The organism is Planctomicrobium stercoris (genome assembly GCF_051465655.1).
In the GTDB taxonomy this organism is placed as follows: Bacteria; Planctomycetota; Planctomycetia; order Planctomycetales; family Planctomycetaceae; genus Planctomicrobium.
Genome location: NZ_CP195791.1, coordinates 3,829,869 through 3,846,034, shown reverse-complemented (window position 1 = coordinate 3,846,034; position 16,166 = coordinate 3,829,869). Strand labels below are relative to the sequence as shown.

The 16,166-nt window shown below is 57.9% G+C and carries 12 protein-coding genes; all 12 read left to right on the top strand.

Annotated features, from left to right (window positions below):
- Positions 1-342: 342 nt before the first annotated feature.
- The 12 genes from SH661x_RS15595 (at position 343) to cyoE (ending at position 16,053) form a co-directional block, all read left to right on the top strand.
- Positions 343-1,431, top strand: coding sequence for a ubiquinol-cytochrome c reductase iron-sulfur subunit (locus tag SH661x_RS15595; protein ID WP_437223204.1), 1,089 nt, complete (start codon positions 343-345; stop codon positions 1,429-1,431).
- A 66-nt stretch (positions 1,432-1,497) separates the two neighbouring features.
- On the top strand, positions 1,498-2,271 hold the full coding sequence (locus tag SH661x_RS15590; protein ID WP_437223202.1) for a cytochrome b N-terminal domain-containing protein: 774 nt from the start codon (positions 1,498-1,500) through the stop codon (positions 2,269-2,271).
- Between the two features lie 177 nt (positions 2,272-2,448).
- Positions 2,449-3,813 carry a hypothetical protein gene (locus SH661x_RS15585; RefSeq protein WP_437223200.1) on the top strand — a complete coding sequence of 455 codons (1,365 nt, stop codon included), beginning with the start codon at positions 2,449-2,451 and terminating at the stop codon, positions 3,811-3,813.
- A 110-nt stretch (positions 3,814-3,923) separates the two neighbouring features.
- Positions 3,924-8,090 (top strand): c-type cytochrome, encoded by a 4,167-nt coding sequence (locus SH661x_RS15580; RefSeq protein ID WP_437223198.1) that lies wholly within the window; start codon positions 3,924-3,926, stop codon positions 8,088-8,090.
- A gap of 8 nt (positions 8,091-8,098) precedes the next feature.
- Complete coding sequence (locus SH661x_RS15575) at positions 8,099-8,959, top strand: hypothetical protein (protein WP_437223195.1); 861 nt, start codon at positions 8,099-8,101, stop codon at positions 8,957-8,959.
- A gap of 44 nt (positions 8,960-9,003) precedes the next feature.
- Positions 9,004-9,237 (top strand): hypothetical protein, encoded by a 234-nt coding sequence (locus tag SH661x_RS15570; RefSeq protein ID WP_437223193.1) that lies wholly within the window; start codon positions 9,004-9,006, stop codon positions 9,235-9,237.
- 74 nt (positions 9,238-9,311) lie between these two features.
- On the top strand, positions 9,312-10,727 hold the full coding sequence (locus SH661x_RS15565; protein WP_437223190.1) for a cytochrome c: 1,416 nt from the start codon (positions 9,312-9,314) through the stop codon (positions 10,725-10,727).
- 105 nt (positions 10,728-10,832) lie between these two features.
- Positions 10,833-11,708 carry a cytochrome c oxidase subunit II gene (locus tag SH661x_RS15560; protein WP_437223187.1) on the top strand — a complete coding sequence of 292 codons (876 nt, stop codon included), beginning with the start codon at positions 10,833-10,835 and terminating at the stop codon, positions 11,706-11,708.
- 95 nt (positions 11,709-11,803) lie between these two features.
- Entirely contained in the window at positions 11,804-13,645 is a 1,842-nt protein-coding gene (locus SH661x_RS15555) for a cytochrome c oxidase subunit I (RefSeq protein WP_437231211.1), read from the top strand.
- Positions 13,646-13,748: 103 nt separating this feature from the next.
- Complete coding sequence (locus SH661x_RS15550) at positions 13,749-14,102, top strand: four helix bundle protein (RefSeq protein WP_437223184.1); 354 nt, start codon at positions 13,749-13,751, stop codon at positions 14,100-14,102.
- 35 nt (positions 14,103-14,137) lie between these two features.
- Positions 14,138-15,109: a COX15/CtaA family protein gene (locus tag SH661x_RS15545; RefSeq protein ID WP_437223181.1), complete on the top strand. Its 972-nt coding sequence runs from the start codon at positions 14,138-14,140 to the stop codon at positions 15,107-15,109.
- A complete protein-coding gene (gene cyoE / locus SH661x_RS15540; RefSeq protein ID WP_437223179.1) occupies positions 15,106-16,053 on the top strand; it encodes a heme o synthase in 948 nt (315 codons plus the stop codon). Before SH661x_RS15545 ends, cyoE begins: the two co-directional genes overlap by 4 nt.
- The last annotated feature ends 113 nt before the right edge of the window (positions 16,054-16,166 follow it).

Sequence of the window (16,166 nt, the reverse complement as noted above, 5' to 3'; positions counted from 1 at the left end):
GTTGCTGCGGTTGGTCATTTCAAGGCGAGCAGATGCACGTCCACATAGTTCTCCACAATGGTCTCAAAAGGTTACAGGCATTCCGAGGATTTTCGAAAATTTGAGGGAGCACACAGTTGCTCAATTCTCGAAATGAGGGTGGTGTTGATGCGAGTCTGTGAGTCGCAGGCGAGAGAATTTCTGAACGCAAACTGGTCCCCGGCTTCCAGAAACTGAGAAATCAAATGTTACTTGCGCGTGGAACTTGCCTCACCATCGGGCAGTCGCCATGATCCTACGGTCAATACCGCCCCCAAGACGTCATTTCGGGGGTTCCGTTCGTTCGTAAAGTGCTGCTGGATCATGGCGGAACCAAAGAAACTCACGACCGAAGAAATCCTGGCACTGGCACGCAAGAAGAAAGCGGATGCCGCAGCCGCTGCTGCCGAGGGGGCATCTCCCCCCGCATCCGAAGCCGCGCCCCCTACAGAAACTCCGCCTGCTGCAGAGGTTTCACCTCCAAAGCCGGCAGCCCCCAAGTCAACCGCCGACATTCTGGCCGCCGCACGTGCTGCGAAAGCGGGCAGCACTCCTCCTGCTGCTGAGAAACCGAAAAGCACTGCCGACATTCTCGCTGCTGCACGAGCCGCCAAGGCGCCTGCCGCACCCGCAGGGGATAAACCGAAAAGCACCGCTGATATTCTGGCTGCAGCCCGCGCGGGCAAAGCCGCAGCGGCCGCACCAGCTGCGACCTCTTCAAGTGAACCGGCTCCCGCCGCATCTGCCGTCCCCGCAGCACCTGCAGGGGATCGCCCTGCCCTTAAAGAGATGGTGGCTGCTGTCAAAGCTGCCAATGAAGGCAAACCAGCCGCCGCAGCGAAGTCGCCAGTCGCAGCCAAGCCAAAACTCCCTGCGAAGCCGGAACCGGTCAGTCGCCGCTCTGCCTTGCAGACGTTGTCGGCGATCGCACTGTCCCCCTTTGTGATTGCCTGGGTTGCTATGTCAGCCGTGGCCGGCGCCTGGGGACTGGGCATTGCCCGCTTCATGATGCCGAATATGGTTCTCGAACTTCCCTCGAAGTTCAAAGTGGGACCACCTTCCGACTTCCCTCCGGGAACGGTCTCTGAGAAATACAAGGCGAGCCGCGGGGTGTGGATTGTTCACTCCACTCAATACGACGGTCGGGACCTGATCTACGGCCTGCTCTCGATCTGCACTCATCTGGGATGTACCCCCAACTGGCTGGAAGGGGAACAGAAGTTCAAATGTCCCTGTCACGGTTCAGGGTTTTACATCACCGGAATCAACTTTGAAGGGCCTGCTCCCCGTCCCCTGGAACGAGTGGGACTGCGGCGGTCCGAAGACGGCATGCTGGAAGTGGACAAGAGCCTGAAGTTTCAGGAAGAACTGGGCCAGTGGAGCGATACCAAGTCCTACTACCAGAACTCCTGACCGCGTCTGATTCAACTGCTTCTGTTTCTCATTCTTCAGTTTCACAACACCGGGCAAGGCAGCGCGATGTCGGTTTCGGAATATATTCGCAAGTCCCAGCTCTGGCGGAGCGTCTTTCGACATCCTGCCCCCTATGACCGCCGCAACCGTGCTGTGGTCGTGCTCACGAACTTCTTCCTGCATCTTCACCCGGTTTCGGCACAAAAAGGGGGGATCGCCCTTTCCTATACCTGGTGCATGGGGGGAATCACCTTCTTCCTGTTTCTGGCCGAAACACTCACCGGCGTGCTTCTGATGTTCTACTACCGCCCGACTCTCGAGTGGGCGTTTACGGACATCCGGGCTCTCCGCGACGTGAATACGCTGGGCATCATGCGTGAAATCCACCGCTGGGGGGCTCACGCGATGGTGATCACCGTGTGGCTGCACATGTACCGCGTCTTCCTGACTGGAAGCTACAAGCCTCCACGGGAATTCAACTGGGTGATTGGGGTCTTGCTTCTGGTGCTGACCCTGCTGCTTTCGTTCACCGGCTATCTCCTTCCGTGGGACCAGCTGGCGATCTGGGCAATCACCGTGGGTTCAAACATGGCCCGCGCCACACCGGTGCTGGGGCATGAAGGTCCCGGATTCCAGCTCCTGAACGTCGGGGGGTACGACCTGATCACCAACGCCAGCGATGCCCGTTTCCTGCTGCTGGGAGCCCGCACCGTGGGTGAAGAAACTCTGAACCGGTTTTACATTCTGCACTGCGTCGCCATTCCCATCGTGGTTTCGTTGCTGATCGCCATTCACTTCTGGCGGGTCCGCAAAGACGGCGGCATCAGTCAGCCGTTGTAGGAAGTTGCGGGTAGTGTCCTTGAATCCAGGTTTCGTAAGTCGGTCGAAGGTTTAAGGTCGAAGGTTGAAAATGACACTTTTGAAATTCAACCTTAAACGCATCAACCTTCAACCCAGATTTTCATTTGGGCCGATTTCCAATCGTCGACAAGATATCCATCGCATCAGACAGGTATTATGAATCCTCATCCCGACCTGACCATCGGAGTGATCCAGGGGCTTGGCTGGCTCTACCTGCTGATGTTCTTTCTGAACGTCGGCTGGACGGTTCGCAGCTACAAACGGGATGGGCATTTTCATCGTTTCGCGGGAATGGAACATGTTCCCCGTGCGGTGATCTGGTCGGTCTACGCAGCGTTACTGCTTCTGCTGGCCGCAACGCATCTTACCTTCCGCAGCGATCCGGACACATTCTTGATCCGGCTTCCGGTGGTCTTCAAGAACTTTGTCGACGGCATCATCGCCAATCCCGTGAGCTACTTCGTGCTTTCCATGGCGGTGTTCTTTGCGATGATCTGGCTGCGACGATGGTGGGTGCAGCCGACCGTCGCCTGGATCCTGTTCAACCTGAGCGTCATCTTTCTGGCCCTCAGCATGACCGACTTCGACTTCCGGCAGATTGTCGGTAAGCCGGACAACGTCCCCATCGTGGGGATGCTGTATCTTGTGGGATTCTTCACATGGCTGTATTTCTACAAAGCCAATGAGAACGACAGGAGAATCGCAGAGGGTCTCCCGGTTACCGAAAAAGGGCAGAGCGAGCAGGTTCTCGTCTGGCCCGATCTGGTGTACTCCGAGATGATCTGCATGGTGCTGGTCTCGGCGTTTCTCATCCTCTGGGGAGTGGCCCTGCCTGCTCCGCTCGAAGAACCTGCCAGCGCGGTGAAGACCCCCAACCCTTCCAAGGCTCCCTGGTACTTCCTGGGTCTTCAGGAAATGCTGGTCTACTTCGACCCCTGGATGGCCGGGGTGGTGCTCCCCAGCGTGATTCTCGTCGGCCTGATGGCGATTCCCTACATCGACTTCAACCGCTTCGGAAACGGCTACTACACGTTCAACCAGCGGAAGTTTGCTGTCATCACCTTTCTGTTCGGTTTTCTGCCTCTCTGGGTGGCGATGATCGTGCTGGGAACGTTCATCCGTGGTCCGAACTGGAACATGTTCGGACTGTATGAATACTGGGACGTTCACAAGCTGGAAGTGCTGAACAATGTGAACCTGTCCGACTGGTTCTGGCTGGATCAGATGAAGATGCCGCTGCCCCGACCCATCAATGGCGACAGTCTGGCAACGCAGGTCTTCGTCATTCTCAAGCGGGAATGGCTGGGGCTGCTCGCGGTGGCGGTTTACTTGTTTGTCCTTCCGCCGCTGATGGCAGTGACGGTCTTCAGATCGTTTTTCATCCGGATGGGTTTCATTCGTTACATGGTGCTGGCGAATCTGGTGCTGTTCATGGCGGCGCTGCCGCTGAAAATGGTGCTCCGCTGGCTCTTCACGTTGAAGTACATCGTCGCGATCCCGGAATGGTTTTTTAATATCTAGGAAGTAGGAGATAGGAATTAGGATTTAGGCAAATCAAGAATGAAATGTCGCCCTGAACCCTGGTTCCCCCTCCTGAACCCTAATTCCTAACTCCTAACTCCTCCGTATTCATGCCAGCAACAGACGAGTATTGGCGCAGCCTTCCCCGTGTGCACAAGATCTTCGCATTCAGTGCGATTGTGCTGCTGGGGACCACTCTGCTGATGATGTACAAGGACGAGTCCCGGTCGTGGCGGGTGTACCAGGCCGAGGCTGAGAATCTGCGCGTCCAGAAGATCGACAAGGCGCTCGCGAAACTGGATGACGGCGACCAGCAGGCTCAGGTCGCTGCAGCTGAGAAGAAGGTCTTGGAAGCTCAGGCCCTGATCGACGCCCGGAAAGCGGAGATTGCGGAACTCGAACGCCGCCTGAGCGAACTCGAAGGCCAGAAGCAGATCTTCGCCCGCGATTCTAAAGCAGCCAATGCCTACCGCGATAAGGCCCGTGCGGATTACGACATCGCTGTCCGCGATCAGGTGGCTCCGGAGAAGCTGGCGATCTTCCACGAGACCTACAAATCCAAAGAAGAGGAAGCCAAAGAAAAGGCTCTCGAATCCGAGCAGAAAGTCACTGAGTTCAACGCGGTGAAAAGCGAGCTGACAGCTCTTCGCGCGGACATGGACAACGCCAATGCCGAGCTTGCTAGGGCGCAAGCCGACAGGAACGCGCTGGAAGAACAGAAAGAACTGCTGCGCCCGCAGAGCGCCTTTGCTGCCTGGAAACGGAAGTTCAAAGAACTGCCGATCATCAACGGCTTCAACCCGCACCTGAAGATTCAATACGACTGGGCTGCCGATCTGAAGCAGACGCTCGGAATGACGCGGGTCTCCCGGGTCGACCGCTGCCGGACCTGCCATGTGAACATCTCCGACTTCGGTGCGGGAAATGTGGCGAACTACCCGGCCGGTGAATACGCCGAGCCGTTCTGCTCGCATCCCAACCCGGACCTGTACCTCACCGCGACGAGCCCGCATCCGGTCAACAACTTCGGCTGCACGATCTGCCACGACGGCGATGGCTCAGGGACGGCGTTTCAGTCCGCTGAGCACACTGCCAACAACCCGGCGGTCGCTGCAAAGTGGGAAGAAGAACACCACTGGCACAAGAATCACTTCTGGGAATACCCGATGTTCCCGAAGCAGTTCATCGAATCGAGCTGTCTGAAATGCCATCCCAAAGTGGTCGAACTGGGCGTCAACGACAAGTTCGGAGAGTCGGCTCCCAAGCTCTTTAAAGGTTACAGCCTGATCCGGGATTACGGATGCTTCGGCTGCCATGAAATCAATGGGTACGACGGGACCAGCCCGATCGGTCCAGACATGCGTCTCGAACCGCAGACTCCGGAGGAGTTCGCCAAGTACGCGGAAGATCCCAATCAGATCGCCGGGCTGATGCGAAAAGTCGGACCGTCGCTGCGTCACATCAAAGAGAAGGTGACACCTGAGTTCATCGCCTACTGGACCGCCGAGCCGAAACGCTTCCGTCCCAGCACACGCATGCCGCAGTTCTTCGGTCTGAGCAACCAGCACGACGACATGGCCAAGCTGCTGCAGCCGATCGAACTGGCTGCCATTTCAAAATTCCTGATCGCGAAGTCCGAGCCGATTGAGCTGACCGCTCCCACGGAAGGCTACGAGCCCAATGCAGAACGTGGTCTGGACCTCTTCAGCAAGCGTGGCTGTCTGGCCTGTCACAGCAAGTCCGGCGAAGAGTTCAAAGACATTCACGCCGACTTCGGTCCTGACCTTTCTCGAATCGCCGAGAAACTGCTGCCCGGTGAGGCGGGATTCAACTGGCTGTACTCCTGGGTGAAAGAACCGACCCTGTATCATCGGCGGACCAAGATGCCGGATCTGTTCCTCGATCCGTATCAGGAAGGGGACGTTACCATCGACCCCGCCGCCGATATCGCGGCCTACCTGCTGCAGGGGCCCCGGGCGACGGAATTCCCGGCACTGGCGGAATCGAAGCCCTACCTGGGTGTCACTCTCGATCCGAATTACACCGAAGCGAAGGCCCTGAAGCTGGGGATTCGCAAAGCCGACTTCGGAGGGGTGCTGGTTTCCGACACGATGCCGGGCAGCCCGACCGACCGTGCCGAGAGCAAGTCCGGCGAGAACTGGATCACCAACCCGATCGAACCTGGCGATCAGATTACCGCCGTCAACGGTCAGGCGATCAGTTCTCCGGAGCAGTTCCAGGAGATTTTGAATCAGTCGAAGACCGGTGATGTTGTCCAGCTCGCTGTCGTTCGCAACGGCCAGAAGATGACGTTCCAGATGCAAGTCAGCACCCCGCTGGACGATCTGGTGCGGCTGTACCTGTCGAAGAACCTGACGAAGACCCGCATGGAGAATGTCTTCAACGACCGCCGTTACCCGGTCTCGCCGGACATGTACGCTGATGGGAAATCCCCGGCCGACTTCATCAAGGGAGATGAAATCGAACTCGTCCCGACAAGCCTGGACGAACAGGTCACGCCGGAAGAGTGGGAACGACGCAAGATGCTGTACATCGGTCGTCGCACGGTGTCGCGTTACGGCTGCTACGGATGTCACGACATTCCGGACTTCGAATCCGCCCGCCCCATCGGAACAGCTCTGCAGGACTGGGGCCGCAAAGACACCTCTAAACTGGCGTTCGAGCACATTCACGAATTCCTTCATCATCACGGTGAACCGGACGGCGGCAGCACAGCCGCTCGCCTGGAACGAGCCGTGAAAAATGCTGAGGCCGGAAATAAGGGCGTTTCCGAACAGGAGCTGGATGAAGCCTATCTCTACGAAAGCGTCATCAGTCACGGCCGCGCCGGATTCCTCTGGCAGAAGCTGCGGGAGCCTCGCAGCTACGACTACATGAAGACCGAAACCAAAGGCTGGGACGAACGGCTGCGCATGCCGAAGTTCCCCTTCAATTCGGAAGACATTGAAGCAGTCTCGACATTCGTGCTGGGACTCGTCGCCGATCCACCCTCTCCGCAGTACATGTACATGCCCGATGGGGCAGCGGGAGCGAAGATCGAAGGGGAACGGCTGATTGAGAAATACAACTGTGCCGGCTGCCATATGCTGGAGATCCCGGTCTGGGAATTCGGAATCGAGCCGGATGATCTGGTCGCGCCGCCACTCGCAGAAGGGGAACAGCGACTCTTCGATCTCTTCAAGAAAATGAAGCCGCCCGAGAACGGTCTGACCGGACACAAGCTCGCCTCGGGAGAACCGATCATGCGGGCGACCGGATACCCGCAGCAGTTCCCGGATCCGGAAGACGACCCGGAAGATCAGCTGTATTCCTTTGTTCTCTGGGACGCAGTGAACATCGGTGACGACAAGACCCTGATGCCGGGACAACCGATTCCCGTCGTGGCGTCGCAGATCCAGTCTCAGGGACATGGCCGAGGGGGAGATCTCGCCAAGTGGCTCATTCCACGTCTGCCCGGCAAAGAACGCGGAGTCAAAGACATCAACGAAGCCTGGCAGGCCGCTCCTCCTCCTCTCTACAAGGAAGGGGACAAGGTCCAGACTCCCTGGTTGTATCAGTTCCTGAAGAACCCCGAGCAGCTGCGGTTCACGACTGTGCTGCGGATGCCTAAGTTCAACATGAGCGATGAAGAAGCCCAGGCCTTGGCGAATTACTTCGCAGCGGTCGACGGGGCTGCTTACCCGTATCAGCTCATTCCCGAACGCCAGCCGGAATACCAGCGGGAAGCCCAGGCTGAGTACCTGAAGGAGTTCCCGCATTCCGAGCCGAAGAACTATCTGGACGCATCCTGGCTGGTGCTCAATGGTCCCCTTTGCCGCAAGTGCCATTCTGTCGGCGGGAACATCGTGACGGAAACCGATCCGTCACAGGTGAAACGGGGGCCTAACCTGCAGCGGGTGGAACGCAGACTCCGTCCCGATTACGCCAAGATCTGGATTCACAATCCGAAGTGGATTCTGCCGTATACTTCGATGCCGCAGAACTTTCCGCCTGGAGGAAAGTCGGCGATGGCGGAACTGTTTGACGGAGAAAATTCCCGTCAGGAAGCAGCCACTGTCGATGCGTTGTTCAATTACACCCACCTGATCGAAACTGTGGGGCCAACCACTTACAATCCGCCGGAGACACCTGCTGAAGGGGCTCCCGCAGAGGGGACGCCGGAGACCGAGCCTCCAGCTGAGGCGGGAGCGGCTCCCAACTCGACGACATCCACCCAACCCGATCCCGCCCCTGTCGCTCAGGGAGGTGCATCTTGAAGACTCCAATGACACTTCGAATATCGCTCGCCTGCCTGGCCGGTTGCACTCTGCTGGTCGTGTCGGGATGCAGCGATTCACCCCGCCGCGAAGCCCTGGGGGGAGGCGCGCTCAGCCATGTAAGCGTGACTCTGCTGACGGAAGCGACAGCGGAAGAAGCAACGACGGCGTCCGCGGGATCGACCTCAGCGAAGATCGACAAATTTGGCACATTCAAAGGGCGGATCAAGGTCACCGGAACCGCCCCGGACTTCCCGCCCCTGGTGGCGCAGGGGCAGCAGGTCAAAGACTCCGTCTGTTCTATCGCGCCCGTTCCAAATGAATCGGTCATCGTGGGCGCGGACGGCGGACTCGCGAACGTCTTCGTCTATCTGAACAAGGTTCCGAATGTCGACATCCCCGACGCTCCAACCGAGCCTGTTCTGATCGACCAGAAAGGCTGCAAGTTTGTTCCCCATGTTTCGCTGATTCGAGTGGGACAGCCGCTCAAAATGATCAACACCGACCCGGTTGCTCACAATGTGAAGCTGACCGGCGTGGCCATGAGTTTCAATTCCACAATCCCCGGCGGGGATACGGTCGGAGTGGAGACGTCCTATCAGCGGCCTGAACGTGGCCCCATCCCGATGGCCTGTGACTTCCACGGTTGGATGCAGGCGTATCAGCTTGCTCTAAATCATCCCTGGGCTGCGATCACCAAAGATGATGGAACCTTCGAGATCACCGGCGTCCCGGCCGGGCCGATGGAATTCGTCATCTGGCACGAGAAAGCCGGAAAGATCGAAGGAAAACTGATCGTCGACGTCCCGGCGGATGGTGTTGTCGAGAAGAACTTCGAAGTCAACGCCTCCGCGCTCAGTGCGCAATAGTCCGAGATCGCAAACGTCAAGTCGTGAGATGTGAAGAGACTGGCATGAACCTGCAGCCGACGACATTTCGAATTTCCTGCCTCACAGCAGCCTGTCTGCTGGGAATGATCGGTTGCACCCCTGCTCCTGATCAGAAGCAGACCGTGGTTCTCCCCGCCAGTGCCTTGCAGATCAGGATGAATAAATCCGGGCGGGCAGAGGTGTCCCGGGAAGCAGCCGAGGACACTCCTGTCAAAGGGGATGCGACCGCCGAGCCCGCATCTGATGCGAAACAATGAAGAGACTTGTGTTCTATCCATTTGCCATCCATGCATCCTCTGGGTGCTGTCACTTACGAGGTCGAGGTTTTCAGGTGAGAACCTTCTTTCCAATTCTTGCATTGCTGACGTTCCTTTCCGGCTGCGGAAAGCTGGAGTTCTCCCATCGCGCGGAGTACTACACGCTCGAACCATATGCCCAGGATTACGTCAGCACCGTCCTGAAAACGCACTTCGGCACGCCGACGGAAATGGTCGTCTGGGACCGGCTGCCCGTGAAGTCGAATCTTTCGACCGGAACTGTCACCAGTTCCAATCCTCGACAGCTGGTGCTGGAACTCTCTGAACCGCATCAGGAAATCACCCCGGGAACCGAAATCCTCTGGAACAGCGGCCCGCTCAAAGGTCAGCCCAGCGCCTGGATCTACAGCTGGGATGAAAAGACTCATACCGCCACGCTGCAAAGCGAAATGAAGACCCAGCCGGAACCGGGGACACAGGTCATCGTCGGCCCGGGTCAGGTGCTGGTGCGGGGGCGTCACCTGTATGCCGTGCATTGCCAGCATTGTCACGGTGTCAGCGGCGACGGCAACGGCCCCACCGCCGAATACCTGAATCCGCTGCCGCGCGACTACCGCAAGGGGATCTTCAAATTCACTTCGACACTGGCTTCAGAACGAGCCAGCCGCGCCGACCTGGCACGGACGATAGCCGACGGCATCCCGGGGACCTACATGCCCTCCTTCAAACTGTTGACTCCCGATGAGAGTGAGTCGATTGTCGAATACATTCTCTGGCTTTCCATGCGGGGCGAGACCGAATACCAGCTGGTCCGCTTCCTCGCTGAGGACTACTCGAAAGAGTCGGTCGCTGAACGGGTCAAAGCGGGACTGGAGAAGAAGAAGGCGGGCGAAGAAGGCTTTGAAACCACTGCAAGCATCCGTCAGGAATTCATTGACGGAGTGAACGATCCGGAAGAAATTCCCGCCGAGCTGGCCAGCATGGTCGAGCTGATGACCTCCCGGTGGATCGCAGCTCAGGAGCCGTCGGCCATCATCACCCCGCAGGAAAACCGCGTGGCGTATGATGCCCGTTCGATTGCTCATGGCCGCGAGCTGTACCTGTCCAAGGATCTGAACTGCGTCGCCTGCCACGGCGATGCGGGATATGGCGACGGCCCGCAGACCTACTCCATCACGAAGGATCTGGAAACAGGCAAGGAAAACGCCGAGCCGGGTCTGTATGACGCCTGGGGTCAGCCGATCGCTCCGCGAAACCTGCACACCGGGATCTATCGCGGCGGTCGACGTCCCATCGACCTGTATGACCGCGTGCATGCCGGGATCAAAGGGACCCCAATGCCCGCGTTCGGAGCCAAGTTGAAAGATCAGGATATCTGGGACATTGTGAACTTCATTTACAGCGTCCCATTCGAAACTGAAGAAGCTGGGGCGGGAATGAAGAAGGCCGAAGAGCAGCCCGCTGCAGCCGAAGAAGTGGCGACAAATTAGGGGATAGGAATCAGGAATTAGGATTTAGATCCAGGAAACAGGACGTAGCAGCATCTTGCTAACTACTAACTCCTATTTCCTAACTCCTCCTTCAAGGTGATTGACGTGAAGTGGTTCTGGTGTCTGTTTTTTGCGTTCTGGCCGATCCTGGCGATCTTCGTCTGCGCAATTGCTCCCGCGATGGGCTGGTGGTTTCCGGGCGAGGCAGCCAGCCCCCTGGGGCGCCGGATTGACGACCTGTTCTACATGATCCTTGTGATCACCACGATCACGTTCGTGGGAACACAGATCGGGCTGGCGTATGTGCTCTTCACCGGGGCTCGCCGTACCGATCCCGATGTCACTCAGAAGGCCTGGTTCTCGCACGGGAGCCACGAACTGGAAGTGATCTGGAGTACGGTTCCGGCTCTGGTGCTGCTGTTCATTGCCCTGTATCAGCTGAATGTCTGGGCGGAATACCGGGTGAAAGATGCCTTCCCCAGGAAAGAAATGGAAGCGGTCCTCGCCCGGCTGCATCAGAAGCGGACGCCCCGCGACAGTGTCGCTCTGGCGGAAGTGACCGCCCGGCAGTTCGAATGGCGGATCCGATACCCCGGGTTCGATGCGGATGGAAATCTCCTCCCGCTGATGCAGGACCCGCAGCCGACCGATCTTTATGCCGTGAACGATCTGCACCTGCCGGCGTCCGCGCCGGTAATGATCAATCTGAAAACTCAGGACGTACAGCATTCCTTCTTCCTGCCGGACCTGCGAGTCAAGCAGGATGCCGTGCCGGGGTTATCCATTCCGATCTGGTTCGAAGCAGATCAGGAGCGAAGTTATCCGCTGCTGTGCGCGGAGCTGTGCGGCTGGGGACATTACAAGATGAAGGCCCGGTTCGTGGCCGACTCCGATGCCGGCTTCCTGGAGTACCTGCGCGAACTTCATCGACAGCAGAATTACGATGGCGTTCAGGCGAAGTCGGCCGAGGATGAGGAATAAAGGCAGCGAAGATTCCTGACTCGAATCGCGAGGATGATTCGGATTTCGGAAACTGAATTTCGTATTTATGCCATAAAGGTTTTACCGTGAGTTCGATCGCAGTCACACATGAAGCCGGTGCCCACGGCCATCATCCCGCCCATGGGGAAGATCGGCTGGCGCTGCTCAAGCAGGTCTATAAGTTTTCCACAGATCACAAAGTGATCGGGATTCAGTTCCTGCTGACCACTCTGGTGATGCTGATGGTCGGGGGAGCCCTCGCGCTCGGTGTTCGCTGGCAGCTCGCATTTCCATGGGAACAGATGCCCATCTTCGGACAGCTGATCGCCAAGAACATCGCCATGGGGGGACAGATCACCCCTGAGTTCTACACCATGCTCTTCACGATGCATGCCACCGTGATGATCTTCCTGGTGATTATTCCCGTGCTGGCCGGAGCATTCGGAAACTTCCTGATCCCGCTGATGATCGGCGCGGACGACATGGCGTTTCCCCTGCTCAACGCCCTCAGCTACTGGTTCATGTGGCCGTCGATTTTCTTCTTCGCACTGGCCCTGGGGCTGGGGGGAGAGATGACCGGCGTTCGGGGCGGGATGAACGCGGGAGCCGCGGAAGGCTGGACCTCCTACCCTGTCCTTTCGGCCTTGCATCAGGCTGCTCCCGGCTCGGAAGCAGCTCAGTTCTGGTGGCTGATGGCAGTGACCTTCGTGGGGGTCTCCTCCATGATGGGATCTGTCAACTACATGACGACGATCATCAACATGCGTGCCCCGGGGATGACCCTGTTCCGCATGCCGCTGACCATCTGGTCGATGTTCATCACCGCCATCCTGCAGGCATTCGCCCTGCCCGTGCTGACCGCTGCTGGCTTCATGCTCGTGGCTGACCGAACCTTCGGAACCTGCTTCTTTATCCCGGCAGGTCTGGTGGTGAACAATGCCGATCCGACGGTCGGTGGTGGACAGCCGCTGCTCTGGCAGCATCTGTTCTGGTTCTACTCGCATCCCGCCGTGTACATCATGCTCCTTCCTGCGATGGGCATGGTGTCGGACATGCTGGCGTGCATGTGCCGCAAGCCGATTTTCGGTTACAAGCCGATGGTTTACTCGCTGGCAGCCATTGCCGGGCTGGGCTTCATCGTCTGGGGCCATCACATGTTCACCTCGGGGATGAATCCCGCGCTGGGGATGACCTTCATGGTCTCCACCGTGATGATCGCACTCCCTTCAGCGGTGAAAGTGTTCAACTGGCTGGGAACGATCTGGGGAGGGCGTCCGGTCTGGAACGTGGTCTTCCTGAACTGCATCGCCTTCGTGTCGCTGTTCATCGTCGGCGGACTCTCCGGCATCTTCATGGCAGCCGTCCCCGTCGACATCTACATCCACGACACTTACTTCATCGTCGCCCACTTCCACTACGTGTTGTTCGGTGCGACGTTGTTCGGGGTCTTTGCAGCGATCGTGTTCTGGTATCCGAAGATGTTCGGCCGCATGATGAATGAAAGCTGGGGGAAGGCCCACTTCATCCTGACGTTCATTGGCTTCAACGGAACATTCTTTCCGATGCACCTGCTGGGGATCGCCGGGATGCCGCGTCGCTACGCCGACCCGTACCTGCATCCGTACCTGGAGCATCTCCTGCCGATGAATCAGTTCATGACGATCTGCGCCTGCATCATGGGCTTTGCCCAGTTCATCCTGATCGGCAATTTCGTCCTCAGCTGGTTCTACGGAGAACTCGCCAGCCGCAATCCATGGCATGCCAACGGACTGGAATGGTCAGCCCCGTCTCCTCCAGGACACGGCAACTTCGACATTCCTCCGATCTGCTACCGGGGACCGTACGAGTACTCCGATCCGAATCACGACAGCGACTACTGGCCCCAGTGGGAACCACCGGTCGGGAAAGGGAAGAAAGCGGATCCGCAGAGTCATTAGGGAGAGGGTTGGTATTTGTCATTTGTCAATGGTCATTAGTCATCTGGCCATTGCCGAAAGATCGATAGGGAGTTGAGTGACCTCATCCACCACTGGGCCGCAAATGACTCCGGATGAACTTTCCGATCGATTGATGGAACTCGCGGTGAGAATTGGAAAGGTCGTTGATGCATTGCCGGATACGCGACTGGGAAGGCACATCGCCGGCCAGCTGATCCGATGCGGAACCGCTGCTGGTCCAAATTATGAAGAAGGACGGTCGGCTGAGAGTCGAAGGGACTTTATCCACAAATTACGGATCGCCATCAAAGAGTTGCGTGAATCGCGTTACTGGCTGCGACTGATCGAAAAGGCCAGGCTGATTCCGAAGTCTCGGATGACAGAGGTCACCCAGGAATCCGACGAACTCGTTCGTATCCTCGGTAAATCGTTAGCCACAACACAATCGAAAAAATGAAGTCGTTTGCCGAAATGACAAATGACCATCGACAAATGACAAATGACAAATCCCCAATCTGGCTTCATCGGCTTGCCATCAGCGAGCTCTGCGTGGCGCTCATCACCCTCACGTTCGGGGCGCTGGTGACCACCAAACATGCGGGGATGGCATTTGCCGACTGGCCCACCTCGGACGGTTACCTGATGGTTACCTATCCCTGGCTGAAGGACTTTGCCGTCGACTGGAACAAGTTTCTCGAGCACGGCCACCGGCTCGCTGGGATGCTGATCGGAATCTGGTCGATTGCCCTGGTCATCGTCACGCTGAACACCGAGTCTCGGCGCTGGGTGAAGGGACTGGCAATCTCCATTCTGCTCGGAGTCATCTGCCAGGGACTGCTCGGCGGATTCCGTGTTCAGCTGAACGACCGCGGTCTGGCGATGCTGCACGGGATCTTCGCAGCCATTGTCTTCTCACTGATGGGAACGCTGGCAGTCGTGACCGGCACCGGCTGGCGCACAGCCGCCGAACACCCCTCGCACAGGCCCTTGGGAACGCTCAAGGGAATGGCCGCAACTACCTTGGTGCTGCTGGCGTTACAGTATATTCTGGGGAGTCTGATCCGGCATCAGGGAACAGGTCTGCATGAGCATCTGGGGCTGGGGATCCTGGCCCTGATATTCATCTTCGTGAATGCGATATTCTCTCGATATTCGGACAGTGTGTGGATCCGCCGGGGGGCGATGGTGCTGCTGGTCGTGTCCCTGGGCCAGGTTTTGTTAGGATTGTCGACCTGGTTTTTCAAATTTGGATTCGCTCGACTCGGATACGTGGCTGTGGCGGATTCTCAGCAACAGATTTTGTTTCGGACTGCACACATGGTCTGGGGAGTGATCACGCTGATGACGGCGGTGGTTTATGCGGTGAAGGTCTTTCGCGTCGCCGGGGTTTCCCCGCGCACGACGGACCCCGCAATTGAGATTCGACGGACAGGGAAACTGGCACAAAGCGGGGGAGCTCAATGAACTCACTCGCCCCCCCCGTCTCGACGAGACCCCAAACTTCCAAACCGGTCGCGATCGACTATCCCGAGATTAAACTGCAGTCCAGTCGACTGGCAGCCTACTCGCAGCTGGGCAAACCCCGGATCGCGTTGATGGTGCTATTGGCGTCGGCGGTCGGATATCTGCTCGCCAGCGAAGGTCAATGGCGGACGCTCCCACTCGTGCATGCGAGCATCGGCATCCTGCTGGCGGTCGTCGCGTCGAGTGCATTGAATCAGTATCTCGAGCGGAAGACAGACCGGTTGATGCCCCGGACGCAGAATCGTCCATTGCCATCGGCCCGACTGAATTCCCGCGAGGTCCTCTATTTCGCCCTGGCCTGCGGAGTCACCTCGTTCGCGTACCTGATGTTCTTCGTGAACGCTCTGACGGCATGGTTGACGCTGTCGACGATCATCCTTTACGCCGCCTGTTATACGCCGCTGAAGCGACACACCTCGCTGTGCACAGTCATCGGCGCTATCCCCGGGGCACTTCCTCCGGTGCTGGGTTGGACCGCTGCCGGTGGACAGCTTGATCTTGCCGCCTTCAGCCTGTTTGCCATTCTCTTCATCTGGCAGTTTCCGCACTTCCTGGCGATTGCCTGGATTTACAAAGACCAGTACGAACAGGCGGGACTGAAGATGGTTCCGGGCAACGGTCGTCCCGGGATCATTGGTGCGATCAGCACTGGTTACGCACTGGTTCTGATTCCCGTCAGCCTTCTGCCGGTGCAGCTGGGTCTGGCTGGTGATCTGTACGGAGTGGTTGCAACCCTTCTGGGCGCCGCCTATGTCTGGTCGGCATTCCGGTTTCAATGGCAGGAGTCACGCATCCGGGCACGCCATGTCGTCTGGGTGTCGCTGGCATATCTGCCTGGCGTCCTGGCAGCATTGAGTGTCGACCATCTGCGATTATTGCAGTGAGGGAGGGGTTGAAGGTTGAGGGGTTGAAGGCAGTCTGACTCAATCAATCTGAAACCCAGAAAAGCAGCAAACCCAGATTCCAGGCGAAACTGTTCAGTCCATTCCCGGCCTCG

Bases quoted from the DNA above. Each gene is read 5' to 3' on its own strand.
- SH661x_RS15550 (WP_437223184.1), top strand. From the start codon at position 13,749: ATGACTCCGGATGAACTTTCCGATCGATTGATGGAACTCGCGGTGAGA.
- SH661x_RS15590 (WP_437223202.1), top strand. From the start codon at position 1,498: ATGTCGGTTTCGGAATATATTCGCAAGTCCCAGCTCTGGCGGAGCGTC.
- SH661x_RS15570 (WP_437223193.1), top strand. From the start codon at position 9,004: ATGAACCTGCAGCCGACGACATTTCGAATTTCCTGCCTCACAGCAGCC.
- SH661x_RS15580 (WP_437223198.1), top strand. From the start codon at position 3,924: ATGCCAGCAACAGACGAGTATTGGCGCAGCCTTCCCCGTGTGCACAAG.
- SH661x_RS15585 (WP_437223200.1), top strand. From the start codon at position 2,449: ATGAATCCTCATCCCGACCTGACCATCGGAGTGATCCAGGGGCTTGGC.
- cyoE (WP_437223179.1), top strand. From the start codon at position 15,106: ATGAACTCACTCGCCCCCCCCGTCTCGACGAGACCCCAAACTTCCAAA.
- SH661x_RS15575 (WP_437223195.1), top strand. From the start codon at position 8,099: ATGACACTTCGAATATCGCTCGCCTGCCTGGCCGGTTGCACTCTGCTG.
- SH661x_RS15595 (WP_437223204.1), top strand. From the start codon at position 343: ATGGCGGAACCAAAGAAACTCACGACCGAAGAAATCCTGGCACTGGCA.
- SH661x_RS15545 (WP_437223181.1), top strand. From the start codon at position 14,138: ATGACAAATGACAAATCCCCAATCTGGCTTCATCGGCTTGCCATCAGC.